This is a genomic window from Koromonas humicola, from assembly GCF_059726255.1.
Genome location: NZ_AP040873.1, coordinates 3,589,775 through 3,609,884 on the forward strand (window position 1 = coordinate 3,589,775; position 20,110 = coordinate 3,609,884).

A 20,110-nucleotide genomic window follows, 5' to 3' on the forward strand; every position below is an offset into this window, starting at 1 on the left:
TTTCGGGTGGGTGAAGTCCCCGGGTTGAAACACGCGAAGAGACCTACGTCAGCGCTCAAGCGCGCGTGTTCTCGTCATTCCTCGGCATGGACAAAGTTCGAAACTCAAGATCAAACCTCGCCAAGTATTTCCTCAGTCTGTCCGCATCGTTTGCGACACTCTTCTGCTTTCGCGAATTGTTGAACAGAGCACGTCCGGCTTCGGACAACGAGCGGCTTCGAATGCAGACCTCAATCACTCGGAAGAGTTGAGCACGGTCGAATTCGTCGAGTTCGCTGTAGCGTTCCTCTCCGAGCAGACTACGAAGTCGTTTGTCATCTTCGACTCCATCGGAACCCCTCCATGACGATTGAAGCCGACGAATCTCTTCGTCCACAATGTCCATCGAGATTCGGCCACCGGAGGCTAGAGTCGACATCCGAGCGACAGCCGCGTTCAAATCTCGAAAGTTTCCATCCCAGCTTGCGGCAGGTGAAAGCGCAAATGCTAAGAATCTGTCTCGTGCTTCCTTGTTGAAGGTGACTCTACGGCCATTCTTCTCCGCGAACTGATCAAGTTCAAAGTTCAGATTTGGCTCAATGTCCTCTGGCCGACGTTGAAGCCCGGGGAGTGAGAACGTCCAAAGATTGATTCTCGCCAGCAGGTCTTCGCGAAACTTGCCTTCACGAACTGCCTTGAACAGGTCACGATTGGTCCCGGCAATTAGCTGAAAGTCGCTGCGCGATTCCTGATCCGATCCAAGCGGGAGAAAGGTCTTCTCTTCCAGCGCGCGGAGCAGCATCGCTTGCTCGTCGAAGCCTAGTTCGCCGATCTCGTCAAGGAACAGTACGCCTTGATCGGCGGTACGCAGCAAGCCCGGGCGATCTTTCTGAGCACCTGTGAACGAGCCCTTTACGTGCCCGAAGAGTGCAGACATTGCAGCATCGCCTCTTATGGTCGCGCAGTTGACGTCGACAAATGCACCCTGCACTGCGCGTCTCGCTCGCTTCAACTCGTAAATCCGACGAGCGAGCTTTGACTTGCCTGCACCGGTCGGTCCCATGAGTAGCAGAGGGTCACGGGTGGCAATCGCAACCTGCTCGATTCTGTCGATCAGTTTGTTGAAGGCGGCATTTCTAGTCTCGATGCCTCCCTTAAGATATGAGACGCCTTCTTTCTGCTCCTGCTGGAAGCGAGACGCGATGCGGTCGTACTTGCCCAGGAAAGATCGTGGAGATATTCGGCTCCCGCTTCGGAGTTCGTCTCGATTGCACGCAGTCGCCCATCGAACAGCTGAGCACGCGTCAGATGATGATTGTGAATTGCTTGGCCCAATGCTCGCGAACCGCTGTGCAACATAAGCCAAAGGCGCTCCTCTTCATCGGCCTGAATCTCAATGAAGTGATTGCCGCTGCCAAGGCTCGCGAACTCGACTACTCCTTCATTGCGACGAATCGATTCGAGGCCGGGATGACTGAGCGTATCGTTTGCCAATGGCTCCGGCATCGGAAGCGCAGCTTTGCGATTGCGACGGCGTGCAGGCACAGCGCGCCCGAGTCCGGCCAATACCTGACCAGCGACTCGCGGCGAACTGAGTGCTGCGGCTTCGACATCCAACGCGACAGCGAGCATCCCGCAACCAATATCACCACCGACCGCCTGCGGGTAGATCAATTGTGCGGTCGCAACCGCGACACCGATACAAACGTCGTTGCCAAGATGCACGTCAGGCATCACGGCTACCTGCTGTACGTCGGGAGCGCGCCGGAGACGCTCGATTGCCTCCGACACGTCCTGATCCATTGGTGTTGCCAGCCAAGTCTTCATCGGAGCGAGATGTGATTCACTCATTCTCGCCTCCTTGGAAAAAGACCGGCACGAATGACAGTTCCGGCGCGCGCTTTCTACTGATCGCCGAGGCCACCTCAGATCGCAACTGTGGTGCGGCACGACGAAGCGCGCTGATCGCCTCAGCGAGAGGACGATCAACCGTCAGTCCTATTTGCACCAAGAGGTGCCCGCAGTTCGGAGCTGGAGAAACTTCTTCGACGAAGATATTTCTCAGTTCGTCGCCGAAATTGCCGTCCTCCAGCGCAAGATTCAGGGCTCGCTGTACCTGACGACAAAACTGTTGTGTTTTCCGTTGCGCCTGCTGATTGGCAGACGACCTTCCAGACCTATCTTCACGCAGAGCTTCTGCGAAGTCCGGGTCGACAAATTCTGATTTACTGCGATGTTTCTTGTATTTCAAAACAAGGCTCTCCATGGCGCACGTAGGAGCCTGGATCGCAGGCAAAAGAATGCACTGCGACCATCAACTTATTGGTTGAAATGATGGGAGCCAGCCCAGCAAGCCGGGCTCAGACTTAAGCTTTGGCGGCGGGCAGGCTCGACGTCACTGGGCGGGTTGTTGCAATCGGCGACATAATTTCCTCCGCTACGTCGAGTGTTGAATAGCTTACAGCTTCATTATTGACGTTGCACATGTTTGATGCAAGCGAGATCGGCAACGTCACTCATCAAACCGATGAACACCGGGATGTCTGCGTGCGATTACGATCAGCTTTGTGATCCGTCACATGATTCCGGACGAGTGACGGGCAAACCGGAAGTAATTCTCGATTGTCGATAACAGGGCTTAGCACTCATTGACGACGGCCTGGGCATCGGAGGCGGACGGGTATCCGAAGCCTTCGCATCGGGAAGAACAAACGAGCCACGAAGGGTCTGTTCAGGCGCTGTTGTAAGTCATTGAAATCAGGCACTCGCGATTCATAGTCTGAGCTGGTCACGAAACTACAGTTTCGTGGCTCAGAAAGTGGGCGGCCGCTCGTAGATACGGACGTGTATTCTCTTGACACTCCATCAGAGAATTCGATGAGATGAACAGGTTGTATGGGGTTACAATTCCTATTCTTCGGAGTTGATGGGCGTCAAGTCCACTGTAGGGAGAACGAAGAGTCGCCATGACTCGCCGCAGGTACGCGATGTTCCGTTCCGACATTGATTCCCGAGATCTGGCCATGTACACCCCGGCCGAGGTCGCGAGGTTTGTTGGCGTAAATGAGCGCACTCTCGGAACGTGGATTCACGGCAGGTATTATCAGACCTCATTGGGGCAGAAGTGGTTCGAGCCACTGATTACGCCAGCTGATCCGGAGAACGGATTTCTTTCTTTCTTTAATCTTGCCGAAGCGCACATCCTAGCGGCGACTCGACACACGCACAACGTGCCACTCAATCGAGTCAGATGGGCGATCGACACTATTCAGAAGAAGTATCCATCTCCTCACCCGCTGATATCTCGTGATTTCTTTACGGACGGCAAGGACATTTTCATTAAGACGATCGATGAAACTGAAAACCTGACAGTTCCAGGAAAAATGAATTTCAAGGAGATCCTGGACATGTTTATCCGGCACATCGAGCGAGACAAGGACTTACTCGTAAACAAGGTATATCCGGTGCTAATCGGTCAACCAGAAGACAAAGCTATAGCGATCGTCCACAATGTATCCTCTGGAGAGCCCATTATCAGCGGAACAGGTGTCCCAGTGTGGGTTGTGTTTAATCGAGCGAAAGCAGGAGAGTTGCCCGAATCTATAGCGGAGGATTTTTCTATACCGCTGGAAAAGGTCTATCGGGCCATTAAATACGTTGAGCGTCCAGCGGCATAGTAGCTTTGAAAAGACTATATTTTTAGACCGAACTCACGGGAAGCAAATGGCCGCCATCCTCCGGAAGGTCGGATTCAAAGTGAAGTCTATATTCGAGGTGTACCCCAATGGCGAACACGAGCGCATTTCGGACCCTGAGTGGATAGCGTTGTGTGCTAAGAACGATTGGATTGCTATCACCGGGGATAAACAAATCTGTATTAAGCCCATCGAAAGACAAGCCGTGATCGAGTCCAAGTTGAGGGTGTTTATTCTCCAGGACAGCAATAGCCTTCCGGAAGAGTGGGCCGCTGCGATTATTGTTGGTAGTGAAAAGCTACAGGGTGTGGTTCGGAAGAACAAAGGCCCATTTTACGCATCTATTAGCAAGCGGTCAGACTCTCTGGTCAGCGACGCAAAATTGCTTGAAGAGGTGAGCCAGGAACAACAAGCAGCTGACCAGGAGACGTCCGGAGGGCTTTCTGGGCCTGGTCCCAGCGTGACAGCTCCGACATTATCTGTTCAGCAAATTTAAGAGGTGACTACAGGGTCAGCGACCTCCGACCACAGCGGGAGTTCTCGCCAATTATTTGGGAAGTTCATCGCAGCGAGATCAATCTGCGGATTCGCTGCTAGATGTGCAAGCAATGCCTTCCTCCAACGTGACCTAGGAGATATTGTCTTCATCAGGTACGCCAACATGACAAGTACACAGTAGACCCTCTCGGCTGGAACCCCAGCATACTTCCATTCTTCGAGAAGCTCTGGCTTAATCGATATCTCTCGATTCCAGAATCTGCCGTGGTGCGCACAGATATTTCGGACGTACGTTACACATCCTACCCAGCTCACAAATTGGCTTTGTGAAACCTGCAGTCCTACGCCCCTGGCAATCTGCTTCCGAAATCGCTTCGGTAAGTTTGATATTGCGCCATTGAGTACACCTAGCGTGATAAGCTCGGTCGCCATCCAGACCGGCAGATGAAGTTCTTCTGCATACTTAGTTCGATAGTGATTTATGAAGGGAACTTCAGCGGGATTAGCCAACTTGTTGAGCTTATCCATGAAGTTCTTGTGATCGAACCCCTGTGCAGGTGTTCCTGGAGCAGTCGATGGCACGTATGGTGAGTAATTCGCAGGCTCTGCATACCCGAACACACCCAGCTCATGCGCTGTGACATATGTGAATGAGGCGCGTAATGCAATTTCAATTTTATCCACTGCCCGCATTACAAGCAGCCGTAATCGCGCATCGAACTCATACAGCTGGGTTACGTGGTCGAAGGACGTTTCTGCGCGAAACTCATCTTCGCCTGGTTTTCGGAACGGAATGAAATATGCACTTAGCCGGAAGTATCCTATCGTTCGCAACCAATGAATGGCCTCGTTTCGGTTCGGAACCGCCAGCCCCCTACCAATGAGCTTCTGGTCGAGCTGTTCGTCATACGTGAGGGCCTGTTTGCCGTATCGCATAGGTTTTTGCGGCAAAAGAATAGCCGCCAATTTCAGCGTTCCTGTTCGCACAGGTAGAGGCTCGGCGGCTCTGCTACACATATGATGCGATAGCCTTCAACTAAGCGTCAATGCTTTTTTACAAAAAATGCCAATGCTAATCCCGCACGGGTACTCTGAAGAAAAAGCGGAACTTAGCTTTAGCTTGCATTCATGCTTTGCCAGCCGAACTTTCTATGGATACCGATATTGCACCGTAGGCGTGTCAGCTTGCAAGTGAAAACCCCCGCATCAATGTGGAGTCGATCACAAATCTACAATTCAGACTTGCCTGCAGAAACAGCGAAACGAAATAGCCAGAATAAATTCGAGTCATCGTCTGTCATTGGCAGCGCTATGGCATCGCTTACGGCATGTGATCCAGTGATCCGAGACTGACTTGCCCCACGCTCACTCGCTCTCACTCCCTTGCTACCACGGTGTCATACAACCCGTAGTGTGTGAGCCCCTCGTGGCTTTCGATACCCGTATACCGCAGCGAGGCATCCTCATATCGACGGAACGCGAAGACCGCTTGGTTCATCTGCTCAGTGTTGAACACCTTCAGGTTCACCAGCAGATGGAAGTCGTTTACCGTCAGGCCGGTGACGGCCAGAAACAATTCAGGCTCCAGTTTGGTGATCACGTCCTGGAGCGTGTTCTCGCGGAAATCGGTCAGGTACATGAACGCAGGAATGCGTGTCGCAAACTTAATCAGCTTTTCCTGCACCAGTTTGCGCTTGGACTTGTATTCCTTCTCCTCTTCGGTAAGCTGCTTTTCCTGCTTTGCGGTCAGGTCCTTGTCCTTGGCTTTGTTCTTAAGCTCCTTGACCTTCTCGCTCTTGTTGATGATGGTCTCGATGATGTTGTCACCCAGCGAGCGCCAGCCTTCAATACGCTCCACAGCAGCCATTGCTTCGGGGTTATCAAGCACCCGGCGCAACGTGTCGTTGTCCACGTTGACCAGCAGCGCGCTCTCCCATTTGCGCGCCAGCAGCGTAGCCGAGGTGCCAGCCATCGCAATATCCAGAATGCCGCCCGCATCGATCTGGGTCATATTCGCGCCGTCATAGGCAAGTACCGGTAAGAACGAGACGAGGTCCTTGACGGCGTTTTCCGGATTCGGTTCGTTTGGTGAAAGTCCGATACCGTATTCGGAGAGCTGACGCAGTGCGCGCGTGGGCGCAAAGTCGAAGACGAAGCACGCGGGTTTTAGGACTTCTTCCTCGTTCGGATTGTCGCCATTTGGATTCTTGATTGACCACGGAGACTGCACGCGGAAGGCAGCCTGGAAGTAAGTTTCCGGGCTCTTCAGATTTCGTAGCATCAGAATTGAAGACCACTGCGGAACTGTCACGCCTGTAGTGAGCTTGCCGCATGACAGCGTAATCGTTTTCGTCTCAAAGCCGCTCCCGATGGCCTTACGAACCGGAGATAGCGCGTCGAGCCCGATCCCTGCTGCAGCTCCCGCCGCCACAACCGCTTCGTACTCGTGCCAAAAGACATTGTGCTTTTCGGCGAGCAAGTTCGCCATTGCATGGCAAGACGCTACGTTTGGCAGAAACCAGAACGAGTGCTGTAGGTATGGCAGCAGCCGGATGTCAGAATACGGGAACGGTGGGCGCGTGCCAGTCTTAAGGCTTTCGACAACTTTCGACGCGTACTGGCCTCGGATGATGTCGAGCCACTTTTGGACATCGTCTTTGTGCTTGAACTTCGCACTCTTGCCAGTACCGGTCGCATCAAAGAACTCGTTCAGGTCGAACTCGTCGAACTCCCCACCGCTGGCGACCGCCAGCAGTTCATCTGGCATCTGGTAGGTAAGCAGACGCAACTGCGGCAGCGCCCCGTATGGGTTCCACGTGTCGGGGTGTTTGACAGCGAACTCTTCTTTGGCACGCTGTTCGTCGGTATAGGTCCAGTTGAAGATTTGCTCTTCAATGAACTCGCCCGTTGCCAATGCCCTAAATGGTGTGCCCGAAAGATAGAGGTACGCTTTGGTGGTGATGGGTAGGAATTCGGCTTCCTTTTCCGAGAGTACCGCCAGATCTTCGTTAACGTGTTCCAGTTCGGTGGCGTATTCGCGCTTAGCCTCCTTCTTCGCAACCGCTTCCTCTTCGCCCTCGAACAACTCCTTCGCAGTATCCCGCCAGGCGCCGAAGTGGTACTCGTCGAACACCACCAGATCCCAATTCACCTCATGGAGCCATTCGTTATTGGACTTGATGTTGCCCGCCTCGTCGCGGCCGAGCAAGTCTTGGAAAGAGCCAAAATACACAACCGGTTTTTTGTGGTCGATCTGCCTCGGGTCACCACCGGATGATTTCGACAGGTACTGCCAACCGTCGAAGTCCACGTGGCTCTCAAGGTCTGTCTGCCACGCATCCTCCACTGCAGGCTTGAAAGTCACAACGAGTACACCCTTCGCGCCGAGTTTCTTGGCGAGTTGGTAGGTGGTGAATGTTTTGCCGAAGCGCATCTTCGCGTTCCACAGAAAACGCGGAACGGCGTGCATGTCCTCTGCCCAGCGCGAGAGGAAGTAAGCGTGCGTTGCCTTTACCGCTTCAGCCTGTTCACGTCGCATCGCGAAGGTCTGGTAATGGTTGCCAGTGAACCTCTGCCCAGTACGCAGTTCTGTCAGCACGGTCCTCACGTCCTTGACCGTGCAGCGCATCCATTCTAGTTCGGGGTTCGCGAACTTCTTCTTGACCAATGCTGCGCGTACCTCGTGATCGCTGAAGATGGTTCCGTCGTCTCGCTCCGCCGATTCATTCAGTTCGATCTTGTAGTTCTTGATGGCTGCAGTCTTGACCTGTTCGGCGACGCGCTGCTTCACGTCGCGCGTCGTCTGGCCCACCTTCAGAAGACCATTATGCGCATCATCGGCAATCGAGTAGGCATAGATGCGTGGCCGGGCCTCTGGTTTGGGCGCGAGGATTTCCTCGATGGTCTTACTCATCACCCTCTCCCATGGGGCGGATCATGCTTTCGATGAACGCGATTTCGCGTTTCGTGATGCCGTATTTCTCATACAGCAGATCGTCTGTCCAAGTCCTGTCCCACGATTGCTGCGGCACCCACGAGTAGGTCGAACGCAGCGCGTGCTGCGTGATCTTCCGCAGGGATACGAGAAACCGGAACAATCGTGTGGAGATATAAGACTGCACGCTTTTCGCTTGACGCTGATTCTTGAACGGACCTGCGACGAGATACGTTTGTGTGCAAACCGACTCAGGCGGAGCAACAATAGACGGACCCAATACCATCGCAGGGATCGCGCCGCGTTCGCCGTATGCCTCTGGAAGAAGAACTTTCCACTCGTCAATCAGGTGCGCGTTCTTACGAACGCTAGACCGGAGTATGAATCCCACGGTTCGCTTTCCCCGATCAGTTAGATAAAGGGCAACAGAATTCTTAAACGGTTTGTCCTTCCATCCGTTTATGTTCGTGGGCAATCCGAACGGCGTATCGGAGCTGATGATGCTATCCATCGTTTTTTCGGACTTGGCACGAATCTTATTGAGAATTGCCAACGAACGTTCGTCTCGAACGAAGATGTCGTGGCTTCCCAAGTCCCTAATAACGGACGGTTGAAGCTCCTCTCCTTGGTAAAGCGTGTACTCGCAATCGCCCTGATGGTCTTTGTCCCAAAGAAAATAACCCACGCCGCCTTCAAAATCGACACCCGGGAATGCCGTTGACATCTTGGTGTAGTCAACAAGATGGCTGATGTGCTTGCCTGTCAGCATCGTCTTGCGGAAATCGTCCATGCCGCGCCCACCAGCCATCCACCTGGACGGGATCACCATAGTCAGAAAGCGCGGATCGAGCTTCAAAGCCTGTTCTACGAAGAGGTGGTAGATAGAGGAGTCGCTTGAACCACCTGCACCGCCCTTCATTTGATAAGGCGGATTCCCAATGATCACGTCGAACTGCATATCGTCTCCAAAGAACTCGGCTAGACTGGTCTTGATGTCGTCGGTGTGAATGAACGCGTAGGCGTGAGTCTCAAGTCCGTCGCCACGATCGAAGGTTTTCTGGCCTGCCCCGCAAAACTTGCACCTGCCGTCCACCCATGTGTGCTCCATTCGCTCGAACCATATCTTCCCCGTCTCGCTTTGGAAGCCATTAGCAATCGAGTGCGGGCCGTTGGCGTGCTTCGAGCAATATAAGCTGCGCCGCGCTAGCAGGCTGGTGAGGTAGGTAATGCCGATGCCAAATACTTGCCTGGTGAGGATATGATCGACGCGCTTCTGGAGATCGGGAATTTCGGCCGACAGCCCCTTGGTGAGGCGGCTGGTGATCTCGCGCAGAAAGATGCCCGATTTTGTGAATGGATCAAGGAATCTCACGGTGCTATTCGACCAGAGGTCCGCTCCGCCATTATTTGCCGCCCAAGCCTCGGCAAGAGTGTCGAGCATCCGGTTCGCGAACTCGGGTGGCGTAAACACCTCGTCATTGGAAAGATTGGCTATGCAGGTCAAAACATCTGGGTTGCGCCCGCGAAGTGAAAAGCTTGCCTGACCGTTCACAGGGTTTTCTCCAAGCCATTGTCCGAAGACAAGCACGCAAGCTCACGCACAGTCATCGGCGGGTATGTTTTTATCGGCGTGAAGATTTCATGCTTGCCGAGATGGGCGAAGAGTGAACCTTCCTGACTGAAAGAAGACATTTGCGCAAGAGCCTCCAAGCGGAAGTCGCGGCGCTGGAACTTGCCCTTGCCGAGATAACCCCATTCGGCAAAGGTAATAGGCTTGTCGTCATGCGTGCGCATCGTCATCGCGTCACCATGCACGAGGTTCTGCGACAGGACATACGAAGCGGCCAGATGAAGTTCATCCGCTTCTGTCAGATTCAGGTAGTCGGCAAAGACCTCGAGCATATTTGCGCGACACTCAGCGATATTGTCCGGCAAGAGTTCAATTCCGTAGGTGCACATCACCGCCAAGAGCGCGTAGAGGCCCTTCTCAAAATCAGACTTCCCGTACTTCGCCTCTACGGCGGCGAGCTTACGCTGCAAAACCGGGACGAGGAAATTGCCACTACCGCAGGCGGGCTCCAGGAAGCGAGAATCTATACGATCAGTCTCGCCCTTCACTAGGTCCAGCATGTCTTCGACCAGCCACTGGGGTGTAAACACCTCTCCGTGGTCTGCAACCCGTTTCTTTGACTTGATCAAATTCATAGTTGTATCCCAAATCTCCCATTGCACCTATTCAGAGCTCATTGCTGCAACCCGGCTCTTGTTCGGAGTTGGAGCTACTCCGTCGGATGACTCCAATGGAGGTTCTTTGAGAGCGTGTCCGGCGGTCGCCGGAGGGTGTTCTTGAACTCTTGATTCGTTATCTTCTCTGCGTTTGCCTGATTTGCCATCTATTTGGAGTTTTCGCAAGCAGGGCACTGATGCTTATTGCTCGAAACGACGCATCATCAATTATTTAGAATGAGATCACCGGTTCCATTATGTGCCGAGGGGAGTTGATTTTAAACAGGTTTTCTCGTGCGCCTAGTTGCCGCCTTCGGAACAGCAAGGACTGATCGTTTGGGCTTAGGTAGCCCTGCGTTTGGTGCGTCCGCCGGCACCGCTCATCTCCGGTGCTTTTGCGATCGACTTATGCGGACATACCTGAAGCAGAGCCGAATGGGGGAGGGAAGGATTTCGAACACGCCGCCAAACATCCGTTGGCGATTGAATGCGCCAAGCGTGTCTCTCAAACTCCTTGGTAAGCTCTACCTTGGCTGAGCGGACTCCAATTGCCAGAATCCGCTCGCAGTTGAGATGTTTTACTTGCCCCAAGAACTCGGGTTCAGAAGCGTGTATTTCGGCAGAACTTCCATAAGCTCCGCAACGTCGTAAAAGAAAAGCGCGCGGCCTTGAACTTCAGTATAGAAATTGTCGCCCTGTCGCGTACTGATGGACTAGAGCTCCCCTTGCGGGCCTGATTCGAGAACCTCGCATGGAGAATCCAAAACATCATCTGTGATGGTCTTCTTGGAATGCAAGATAGACTCAAGCTGGATCCCGGTCTTTGCAAGCAATTCACGAAAAGTAAGCACTCGATCTCCAATAGAAGTTGTTCGATAACGGTCAGCATTATTCTACATTTCGTACGGCCGCTTCGGCCAGAAGTGTTGTGCTGCGGGAAGGTTGCTGCAACCTATCCTGCAGAGCGGGGTCGTCACCTAAATTTCGATGACTCGACGCCAATGCTCTTCAGTCAGCGCGACTTGCTACAACTTTCCTGCGCCACCTGGAGCTTTCCACCGTGTTCTCCTTTGGCTGTGCTCACGTACGTTTCAGGAACAAATCAACGCTTTAATCAATCTCTGGTGAGCGATGTGCGATCAGAAGCGCAGCATGGAATCTTCGGGCGGCTAGCATGAATTCGCGTCGTTCTGTTTTGATCCATGACGACTTCCATGTTCCTCGGATGCTCTTGGAGATTTTCAACCCCTGGTTGATTCCCGTCCACGTCCCACCAAAGCAGGCCTCAACCATGCAAGTGGTTTGGCTTTTGCGAATTCTCCTCAAACTGTACCGAAGTTCGATACGCGCCGCCCCGCTCGCGGCTCAGAGCTGGAAAATCGATCTGCAATTTCCTGACGAGTTCTAGTCGCCCGCGATGTCTTGGCGATGACTCGAAATCGCAAGATTACTCAGTAATGATGCGAACTTTCAAACGCTCTATATCACTGCGGAATATCCCGAAACTGCCGGGAGAATATTACAAGTCCATCGCTGAAACCGGGTTAGGCGGACGGGATATTGTTGAAGAGTTCGGGATTCGTTCGGCCGCGCAACATCTGGTCGAGCTTTGCCGACTACATCAGCCTTGGACTGATTGGCACTATGACGTTGACGCCTGCGTCAATGTCGCGACTAGGCTTGACGTGGACAATCGCGGAAACATGCTGGGGTTCAGCTTCAGGTACGGCAAACCGTGCGTAAGCGCCAGTCGCCGCACTGCAATTACCTATGCGACGTTATTCAACTGCGGCGAAACTCTTAGGCTGCTCGACAAGTTGACACAAGTTCGCCCTGACTTGACTGCGACTCCCGAGTTTGCATCCATTCGCGCTATAGCTCTCGGTGATAAGCGGCCTCTGCTGGTTGAGGTGCGTGATATGGAAGTTGCTACACTGCAAACCGAGCAAGGCAAGGACTGTGCGGAGACCTTGCACTTCATTGAGGATACGCTCGCGGATGAAGAATCGGCTGAGTATTGGGACGCAATACTTCAACAGAGGAATTTCGAGTTATTGAAGCCAGCTTTGCCACACCAACTTCGGTTTTACGAGGTGAGGAAGCGAGAGCAAAGAGAGGACGAGAGCGAAGCTGAAGCTGTCGATCTTGAACCGTTTGGGGTAACTGCGGGGAGTTGAAAGAACTTCGCGCGACTGAACTTTGGGGGCCAGTCCGGGGGGATGAACGGCGCGTGAGCGTCCAGCCCAAGGTCCTTCTTTCTTTCGCACGCGATCAGTTCAGGCCACCGGAGCTTGGCCAAGACACTGAAATCGCATGCCCCCTTCATCAGAGGCAATTGTGTCGAGCGCATGTTCGATCGCGATACGGGAAACGGGCATAGGACTATCTCGGCCCCATTATCACCAAGATACGCCGGCGTGGCAAAGCCCTACCGAAGCGAGAGGAACTGACAAGCCATCAGGACCGCGAACATAGGCGGCAATGGGTGCAGCGGTGTCGACAGTCGGCAGAGTCGCTTAACGGTACCTGTCGAGAAGTACGACAAACCACGGACTGCGAAAAACGCGGCTTGAATAGCCTTGGCGAAGGATCGACGATGTGCCAGAGTCTAGCGGGGAGAATAGCGTCGGAATCCATTCACGTGTTTTGGATGGCAATCTTCTTGTCGACTGTCGACAATCTCGAACTCCACAAAACTAGAGTAATGGCGACAGGTTTCTTGCCCCTTTGAAAGGGGTAGACCTCGCAGAGCCATGAGGCCATGCTCTTGATTTGAGGTTGAGCGCGCACGGGAAGCTCTGTTGAAGGCACGATTTCATCTGCTGATCGAGCTGAGTTGGTGGGCGGTGATCGATTTGATGATCCGGGAGGCTGGCGGCCAGTCCTCCCGGTCTGATTAACGATCCGAGTTTAGGTCAGAACCGGAATCCTTCAAGAGCTCAATCAAGCGCTTGTATTCCTCCGAGCCGATATGCAGTTTGGACGCAAGTTCCGCATTCCTTGCCAAAAGGCGAGTGCGACTGCGGACCAGCACTTTCTGGTGAATACCCACCACGATCCTTGCTACCCGCAAGCTGCGCAGTCGGTTAGGTGCGCATGCGTCGAACGCAGCAATACGCCGGTCAATTTCCCGTACACAGATCTGATTCTCAAGATCTCCCATTCTCAGTCGAAGAAATGGCTGAATGTTAAGTGCGGCGGCGCGCTGCACCGCCGGCAATTGCGTATCCTTGCTCTTCCTCGTGAATTCCTGAATGCGAAATCTGCAGCAGTCTCGACGGAGCCGCAGTTCGCCGTCCGAAAGCTCGGCCTGTCGTTGTTGGCTTTTCTGTCGCGAATCGTGCACTTTCCCTCCTTATTTGGTATGGCCTAGAGTTGCCGAAATTGAGCTGCGTTGTGACAATAAATCTGCCGCATTGAGCCAGTGTTCTGAACCTTTAGCCAAAGGGAGATTGCAATTCTCCCCCAAAACTATGTATCCCATGGTCATTACGTGCCGGAAGCCGAACGCTCCCCTCGATTCGATTCCGCCACTGGTCACGCAGAATTTTGGCGCGATGCCGAGCCATTCCGAAGTTCGTGCTTCCGAATCGGGCGGCGTCAACCGAAATGGTTGCTTCTTGGGACTCAGTTGGAGAAGTTCCCGCCACTTCGGCCAAGTGTGCGACCGTTTTGCAGTATCGAAACTGTAGAATCCGATCTCCTCATTGGTGAAGCCAAATGTGTGGAGGAACTCAACATACCTGACAGCTTCGAGATGCTCAGAGCAATTGTGGAAGACCGGTACCGTGAGTTCGTGCCATACACGATGAACGAAGGTTTCGATTCCGGCCAGCGTTATCTCTCGTGTGCTCTCTGCCGCCGCCAATTTAATGAGGACCGGTTCGTACTGACGCACAATAGCAAGGTCCTCTTCACGGTCAGGTCTACGAGGGCACGCAGTCCGGACCGTCGCACCACTCGAAGATTTGAACAACTCAGCGCGAGTCCGATACCCGCTTCCCGAACGGAGATCGCGTGCGTATCGAGCCCGCTGAACCACGCCGGCAGGGTCCACCACACGGTGGCCATACATTGCAGCAATCTGGTCGAAATCGCGCCCAGAAGTCTCAACATCCCACACCAGATTCCAATGTGGTGAAAAGGAATCTACATCGCTGGATGGAGCTTCTCCAGATTCCCGCTCAGCGACTGCGGGGCTCGTCGTTTTACCTTTGGGCCTTTCAAGTTCGGCCGCTCTCCGAAAGAGGCCTAGGGCGACATTCATCGGGTTGACGAATGGCTTCCAAGAACGCAGTGTACGTTCAGGAACTCCGCTTGCGAGTTTCACCAGTGCCGCGTCTGGTTGCATGCTATGAGATTCCGCCAAATATGCTCTTAACAGGTATGGCGCGAGATGAAAATACGATTTCAAACTCGTCGACGGGCATCCATGCCCGAGGACTTCAGTCATCACGAACGCTTGTTTTTTCGTGAGACTGTCGTGCCCGTAGAGCAACGGAGCATTGTTGCGCCATTGACGAATCCACGAGGAGCTAGCCAACGACTCAAAAACGAGATCGGGATCACATGTAAGATCAGCGGACAGAAGACCGGGCAGGCCAAACGAGCAGCAGGTGTGTCGGCCATGATGATACCTGACGCTATCACTACAAATGTGACGAAGTGCATCGTCGATGCGGTCATATACATCTTCGGGTAGCACTTGACCGCCGCCATCTGCAAAAAGAAAGTCCGTCGATTGGGCGCCTTCCCGAAACCGGTCGATATAGAACTGTCTGAGTCGCTTCTGCGCTGCCTGGTCGTTGATGAGAGCAACGGGACAAATGCGCTCCGAATTGTCGCTCTTGAGCGTTCGTGCGTCCGAGGGCACAACGACGATCGCAATCGGATTATTCTCGACATCCACCAGCACGTCTTGCATCAGCAGGTATAGCGCCTCGCGACGTCGGAATCCGCAGTGGGCTAAATCGAGCAATACGGGCGCCGCACGCTTTTGAGATGCTGATGTCCATGTAATGTTGATGTACTCGATTGCTGCCTCACGCTCCTCAATGGTGAGAATGTTCGCATCAACATCGCTCTCGCGACTGAAGACCATCAACAACCCTGGGTCCGTGAGCTCCGGCATTCCGTACCCCTTCAGAAAACGGTGAAGGTGGCGGTACGCACGAGCGAGCGAGGCAGCCAGGCGGACATTGTGCCTTATGGCCTCAAGCGACTTCGAATAGGCTCCCTCAATCCGCTCCACGCTGGCTTCCCGAAAATCATCGCCACTCTCGAGTGAATCTTCGGATACGAACTGCGGCCCGAGGTGACGCGCGACAAGAGTGACTGTTTCCAATACTCCCCGCACGGTCCAGCGGTCTCCATTGTCGGTTCTGATCGAGAGCAGTAGGTGCGCGAAATCGGCAAGAGCGCCAACGAAGCTTTTGCCAATTGCTGCTGACACCTTCGCTTTCGAATTTTTCAAATCGTTGACGTCGAACAGTGACCGAACAGTTCCAACGTATTCTGGGTCGTCATCTTCTGGCGTGATGACGCGCAGGGTTTTGCCACGATCATCCTCAAATCTCATCAATAGCTGTGGGGGCCTGCCTTGATCGATTGATAGGATCGGAGTGTGGTTACATAAGTAAGAGACTCCGGATGGCGTTAGCCGCTCAAGTGTTCTGCGCGAGAATGACTGACAGATGATTTCGGCACTCGCAATTCGCACGAACAGCGAAGGCATTTCGAGAATCGCGAACACCTGCGCTGCGCGACGAAGACTGCCCAGACCTTTCAGGAGTCTTTTGCCATGCAACGGCGCGGCTTCCACAAATCGCTTCCGAATAAGAGCGATGATCCGATTCCGCAGAATGCGGTCCGTACAGGGTTTGCCATCCGGACCATCTTCGAGAAGATCGGCTACAGATTCGAGCGAAACGTTCTGCCACAGAACGGCGCTCAATGGATCCGGTTGCCACCGAAACAACCGCGGGATTCTCGTACCTGACAGGTAGAGTTCGACATGCAGTTGGGCGGGTGTAGCAAGTGTCAGAACATTGCGATGCCGCACCGAGCGAACTAGCGCGAGTAGATATTTAACACCTATCAGGCCCCCGAAAAGCACTGCTGATATAACGAGAAACTCCACCCCGAGTTGATTCAGCCTGCCCTCGCGTGCTGCGTTTCGTAGTTCGCGCGTCAAAACTGCTTTCCAAGCTTTGTACTGAGCTTCTGCTTTGGCTCGATTGTGCCGCAGCAGATTGTCCACCTGGGGCAATTGACTCGGAATTGATGGCAAGAAGACTGGCTTTCCTTCTAAGTACTGCCAGAAGCGGCACGCCTTCCGCAGAACCCAGAGAAAGTCCGCGCACATTCCCCGGTCATTTGCCTCGGCGATCACAAGCTCCTCGAGATCTTTGACCTCCGACTTGTTCCAAGGCGCGTTGCTCCGCCCCAACAGAGCGTCGCCCACGACACACTTATGCGACCGCAGAAATGAGATCACCAGAGGTGCTGTTACACGAGCCTGCTTGTCAGTTAGTTCAAGGCGGCTTAGATCATCGAATACATTGAAGCTCATCAGGAAGATCTCCAAACGGAACGGGGTGAAGGCCCAGATTGGGCAAAATGTGGTTCAGTGCTGCGGTGATTTGCTCGAGGTATCTGTGTGGATGAAAACACGAGTGTGGATCGTACATGTGCTCCCCGAAGAAGCCGTGCCCCAAGCAGGTGTCGCTTACCTCTGAGCCACACAAACCGCCTTCGGAGTTGTAAGGGCGGCGAAGAGCAGTTGCGATGCAGTGGCGCCCCCAGTTCATAACTACACCGCATCGATTGAGGACTTCGGTGAGTGTGCCTGGCCGAATCTCCCGAGGCTGTAACTGCTCATCCAGCAGGAATGCACCCTTTCTTTTCCAACGCGATGAAAGTTTGAGGCTAGATACGACCCGCTTTGAATGGTCTTCAAGGTGCGCTGCCTGTTCTAGCATTCCAGCCGTCGCAACCAGAAGTCGCGCATTCGATAGACCCTTGTCGTGCGTTGTGGCGCAACTGTGCGCCTGATCAAACGATGTGAATGGGAGGTATGGGTCAACAACTGCCCGACTGGCACCGCCGAATAGCGTGGTGAAGCAGATGCTAAAGAAAACGAACGCATTATGCCGTCGATAGAATGCGAGTTGTTCGTTCCGGAACTCAGCTTCTGACCAAGCAACTATGTTCCGCACGGTTTCCGGGGAGGGGGAAAACGGACTCCCCACCACCAACGACTGCGGTGCAGCGATGAAGTCCGTCCTGCATACGTGAGCGAAGCCAGCACTCTTAAGCTCGCCACTCAACATCCAAGTCGCTTTCGCAAAGATGTTCTGGAGATCTCTGACCTCAACAACAGGATAGAAACGCCTGGACCTTGCGAGGTAATCGTTCCGGTGCGTCAGGTAGGACTCGGCAACGCTATCCGAAAGTGTGTATTGCCGCTGCCACATGGGGCGGGACATCATTTCGAGTGAGAGAATTCGAGCACATCCCCGGCCACTTTGTAATGCAGAAAACTCGTCTCGATACCAACCGAGTGGGCGATTGAATACGCGTATCGCTGAGCTGGAGGCTGCTTTCCGCAATGCATTCACGTCTCCGCCGTAAAGTTGGTCTGCGGCAGTGACCGCGACCAAGCGCCACACATCGGTCAGGTCGGGGAGCGTGATCGAGTCGACGAACGTATAGGCCCGATCAGCACCTTTGTAATGCTCAGGATCAATATCGAGAGCGATTATTGGCACGTGCCATTGGCCAATCTGCGTGGAATTATCTCTCTCAATCTCCAGGCCGATGAACTGTTGCGGCAGGTTGGCTGCGCTGCACGATACCCGAAGCTCCAGGAGTTCGCTTGGCAGGAAGCCTGTCCAATTCAAGCCAGATAGAAAGGCGAATAATTCTCGGCCTTCGGCAGTCGCGTCATCCTGCGCAATTCGGAGCCGGTGTGCGCTCTCGATGAAATGCGGATTCGAAGATGAGATTAGGTTCCGCTGATTTACGAGGGCGAGATACCCAGCTTGCGTCGCGCTGCGAGATTTTCGTGTGTGGTGAAGTAGCAGATCAGTCGAGGCGAGTGTCTCGTGCGGATCAACGCCAGATTCAACATGCTCGCGATATTGCACCTCGTCCGCGTGCCATCGGAAAGGAATCCGAACCCGGATTCCGTGCAAGCGGCTTTCAAAGTCCGCAGTTCCTCCGATCTCCAAGCATTCCTGGGCACCATCATCGACATCGGAACAATCCGGCGTATTCTCATTTGACGGGCCGTGCTCGTCAGGTTTTCTCGATTTGGACCGCCTACCCTGAAATCCACGTTCGACTTCGATCTGCCATCCCTTGCGCAACGCACCTTTTTCATCGCAGGCTCGCTCAATGAAGCGGGCCATGGAGATCAACCCGTTCGCAATCTTCGTACAGATACGCTCGCCGTCTTCGCGACTGTCTGCCACTCCTTCAAGTGCGCCGTCTTCGATCTCTTGAGCCGTCGAAATAAATGACGCTGCTGTTTCATAGAATGGAACGTTGACCGGCAACAGGTTAAGCGCCGCGGTCCAAAGCTCCTTGTTTTCGTTCGGAGACGTGAGTTGCCGACCGTAGTACAGCGGCTTGTACAGTCGCTCGCGGTAAAAGCCATCAATGGGTTCCTCGCCCGCTCGCCACATTTTGCGAGGCAACCACCTTTCGACGTGCATCGCGTGAGCGATCAGTAATGGCGTATGCACAGCGAAATGACGGTTGCTGAGGGTTTTGTCAGCAGTCACTTGCCAAAGGTTATGGGCGGCTGCAAATACCTTCTTCGGCCTAATGGGGTTCTTTCCCTCAATCCTCAGGAACTGCTCCGCCGCACCGGTGGCCAAGTCGGCATCTGGGAAAATCTCTTTCGCCAGTTGCGAAGGATCCTCGGAAGCCCATGACAGAGCGTCCTTGCACTCTTCGATTGCAGCACGGTTCCCGTCTTCAAGCGAAAAGCACGCAATTGTGTAGTCCATAATGTCATTGAGTGCTGCCGTAATCCCAATGAACCCGCAGAGGCCTTGACGCGGAAAGTTCAGCAGATGGAGCAAGACCCAAAGGAATCGGGCTTTCACGCCACGCCTCCGCGCAGCGGCAAGAAGCCGAAGTAGAGCTTGATTACTTGGCTCGACAATGTCGCTCACCGTTCGCCTCCGGAATGCAGCAGGGTACAGGGCTCATACACGCGATAAACGTAAGCCGAAACGTCAGTGTGCCGATCAACGACAGCGAGAAGGCCGAGTTTCACGAGCTGTGGGACGTGCCTCTGTACAGTTCGTACGCTGATCCCAAGCTTTCTGGCCAGCCAGGTGTAACCCGCCTTCACGATTCGCCCTATTCCTGATCGCGCTCTACTGGAATCGTGAAGAAACCGGTACAACTTCGACTGATTCTTGTTCAACCGGTAGCTCTGAGCAATTAACAGCAGATCATTGTCAGAAAGAACGGACAGTGACTGATGTTCTGGAGAATTCGGCGAAGTTGCAGTATTCCGAGCAGCTGTACTGGTGCCCTCCACTACATCACCATCACACGGCTGCAACTCTGCGGAAGAAGGGTCTGGGCAGTGCGTCGCAAGCGGGGCATTGGTGTCGCAGTCCAGGTCAGGGCAACCTTCAAGATGAGCAGGTTGGCATTGGTCATGTTGTGATCCGGCCAGATCACTGAAGAGCGGAAGCTGCACGTCGCATGCGGAGACGGCGACCCGCCGACGCTTGTGGGTGGTCCGTTCTTGGCTACT

General features: G+C 53.8%; 13 protein-coding genes. 4 read left to right on the forward strand and 9 right to left on the reverse strand.

The window, feature by feature from the left end; genetic code table 11:
• Positions 1 to 55 precede the first annotated feature (55 nt).
• Genes AC6IZD_RS15685 through AC6IZD_RS15695 form a run of 3 tightly spaced genes read right to left on the reverse strand, consistent with a single transcriptional unit; the run spans position 56 to position 2,230 of the window.
• On the reverse strand, positions 56 to 1,201 hold the full coding sequence (locus AC6IZD_RS15685) for a sigma 54-interacting transcriptional regulator (protein WP_497787592.1): 1,146 nt from the start codon (positions 1,199 to 1,201) through the stop codon (positions 56 to 58).
• Positions 1,093 to 1,830: an RtcB family protein gene (locus tag AC6IZD_RS15690; protein WP_497784360.1), complete on the reverse strand. Its 738-nt coding sequence runs from the start codon at positions 1,828 to 1,830 to the stop codon at positions 1,093 to 1,095. The genes AC6IZD_RS15685 and AC6IZD_RS15690 overlap by 109 nt, the downstream gene beginning before the upstream one ends.
• A complete protein-coding gene (locus AC6IZD_RS15695; protein WP_497784361.1) occupies positions 1,823 to 2,230 on the reverse strand; it encodes a hypothetical protein in 408 nt (135 codons plus the stop codon). Before AC6IZD_RS15695 ends, AC6IZD_RS15690 begins: the two co-directional genes overlap by 8 nt.
• 715 nt (positions 2,231 to 2,945) lie before the next feature.
• Here AC6IZD_RS15695 and AC6IZD_RS15700 point away from each other — a divergent pair.
• Both AC6IZD_RS15700 and AC6IZD_RS15705 read left to right on the forward strand, forming a co-directional pair.
• Positions 2,946 to 3,656: a DUF433 domain-containing protein gene (locus AC6IZD_RS15700; protein WP_497784363.1), complete on the forward strand. Its 711-nt coding sequence runs from the start codon at positions 2,946 to 2,948 to the stop codon at positions 3,654 to 3,656.
• A complete protein-coding gene (locus tag AC6IZD_RS15705) occupies positions 3,637 to 4,170 on the forward strand; it encodes a PIN-like domain-containing protein (RefSeq protein WP_497784365.1) in 534 nt (177 codons plus the stop codon). The genes AC6IZD_RS15700 and AC6IZD_RS15705 overlap by 20 nt, the downstream gene beginning before the upstream one ends.
• Here AC6IZD_RS15705 and AC6IZD_RS15710 read toward each other — a convergent pair.
• The 4 genes from AC6IZD_RS15710 to AC6IZD_RS15725 form a co-directional block, all read right to left on the reverse strand.
• Positions 4,167 to 5,108, reverse strand: coding sequence for an Abi family protein (locus AC6IZD_RS15710; RefSeq protein ID WP_497784367.1), 942 nt, complete (start codon positions 5,106 to 5,108; stop codon positions 4,167 to 4,169). The genes AC6IZD_RS15705 and AC6IZD_RS15710 overlap by 4 nt on opposite strands.
• 439 nt (positions 5,109 to 5,547) lie before the next feature.
• A complete protein-coding gene (locus AC6IZD_RS15715) occupies positions 5,548 to 8,085 on the reverse strand; it encodes a GIY-YIG nuclease family protein (RefSeq protein WP_497784369.1) in 2,538 nt (845 codons plus the stop codon).
• Positions 8,078 to 9,658, reverse strand: coding sequence for an Eco57I restriction-modification methylase domain-containing protein (locus tag AC6IZD_RS15720; protein ID WP_497784371.1), 1,581 nt, complete (start codon positions 9,656 to 9,658; stop codon positions 8,078 to 8,080). Before AC6IZD_RS15720 ends, AC6IZD_RS15715 begins: the two co-directional genes overlap by 8 nt.
• Positions 9,655 to 10,311: an N-6 DNA methylase gene (locus AC6IZD_RS15725; protein WP_497784372.1), complete on the reverse strand. Its 657-nt coding sequence runs from the start codon at positions 10,309 to 10,311 to the stop codon at positions 9,655 to 9,657. The genes AC6IZD_RS15720 and AC6IZD_RS15725 overlap by 4 nt, the downstream gene beginning before the upstream one ends.
• 1,478 nt (positions 10,312 to 11,789) lie before the next feature.
• Here AC6IZD_RS15725 and AC6IZD_RS15730 point away from each other — a divergent pair.
• Positions 11,790 to 12,509 (forward strand): hypothetical protein, encoded by a 720-nt coding sequence (locus tag AC6IZD_RS15730; protein ID WP_497784373.1) that lies wholly within the window; start codon positions 11,790 to 11,792, stop codon positions 12,507 to 12,509.
• Between the two features lie 1,178 nt (positions 12,510 to 13,687).
• Here the strand turns inward: AC6IZD_RS15730 and AC6IZD_RS15735 are convergent.
• Both AC6IZD_RS15735 and AC6IZD_RS15740 read right to left on the reverse strand, forming a co-directional pair.
• On the reverse strand, positions 13,688 to 16,903 hold the full coding sequence (locus tag AC6IZD_RS15735) for a site-specific integrase (protein ID WP_497784374.1): 3,216 nt from the start codon (positions 16,901 to 16,903) through the stop codon (positions 13,688 to 13,690).
• On the reverse strand, positions 16,881 to 19,445 hold the full coding sequence (locus AC6IZD_RS15740) for a hypothetical protein (protein WP_497784375.1): 2,565 nt from the start codon (positions 19,443 to 19,445) through the stop codon (positions 16,881 to 16,883). The genes AC6IZD_RS15735 and AC6IZD_RS15740 overlap by 23 nt, the downstream gene beginning before the upstream one ends.
• 47 nt (positions 19,446 to 19,492) lie before the next feature.
• On the opposite strand from AC6IZD_RS15740, the gene AC6IZD_RS15745 reads away from it, so the two are divergent.
• On the forward strand, positions 19,493 to 19,714 hold the full coding sequence (locus tag AC6IZD_RS15745) for a hypothetical protein (RefSeq protein ID WP_497784376.1): 222 nt from the start codon (positions 19,493 to 19,495) through the stop codon (positions 19,712 to 19,714).
• Positions 19,715 to 20,110 lie beyond the last annotated feature (396 nt).

Excerpts from the sequence above, each read along its gene's own strand:
- AC6IZD_RS15690 (WP_497784360.1), bottom strand. The coding sequence starts at position 1,830 with ATGAGTGAATCACATCTCGCTCCGATGAAGACTTGGCTGGCAACACCA.
- AC6IZD_RS15700 (WP_497784363.1), top strand. The coding sequence starts at position 2,946 with ATGACTCGCCGCAGGTACGCGATGTTCCGTTCCGACATTGATTCCCGA.
- AC6IZD_RS15710 (WP_497784367.1), bottom strand. The coding sequence starts at position 5,108 with ATGCGATACGGCAAACAGGCCCTCACGTATGACGAACAGCTCGACCAG.
- AC6IZD_RS15715 (WP_497784369.1), bottom strand. The coding sequence starts at position 8,085 with ATGAGTAAGACCATCGAGGAAATCCTCGCGCCCAAACCAGAGGCCCGG.
- AC6IZD_RS15725 (WP_497784372.1), bottom strand. The coding sequence starts at position 10,311 with ATGAATTTGATCAAGTCAAAGAAACGGGTTGCAGACCACGGAGAGGTG.
- AC6IZD_RS15730 (WP_497784373.1), top strand. The coding sequence starts at position 11,790 with ATGATGCGAACTTTCAAACGCTCTATATCACTGCGGAATATCCCGAAA.
- AC6IZD_RS15735 (WP_497784374.1), bottom strand. The coding sequence starts at position 16,903 with ATGAGCTTCAATGTATTCGATGATCTAAGCCGCCTTGAACTAACTGAC.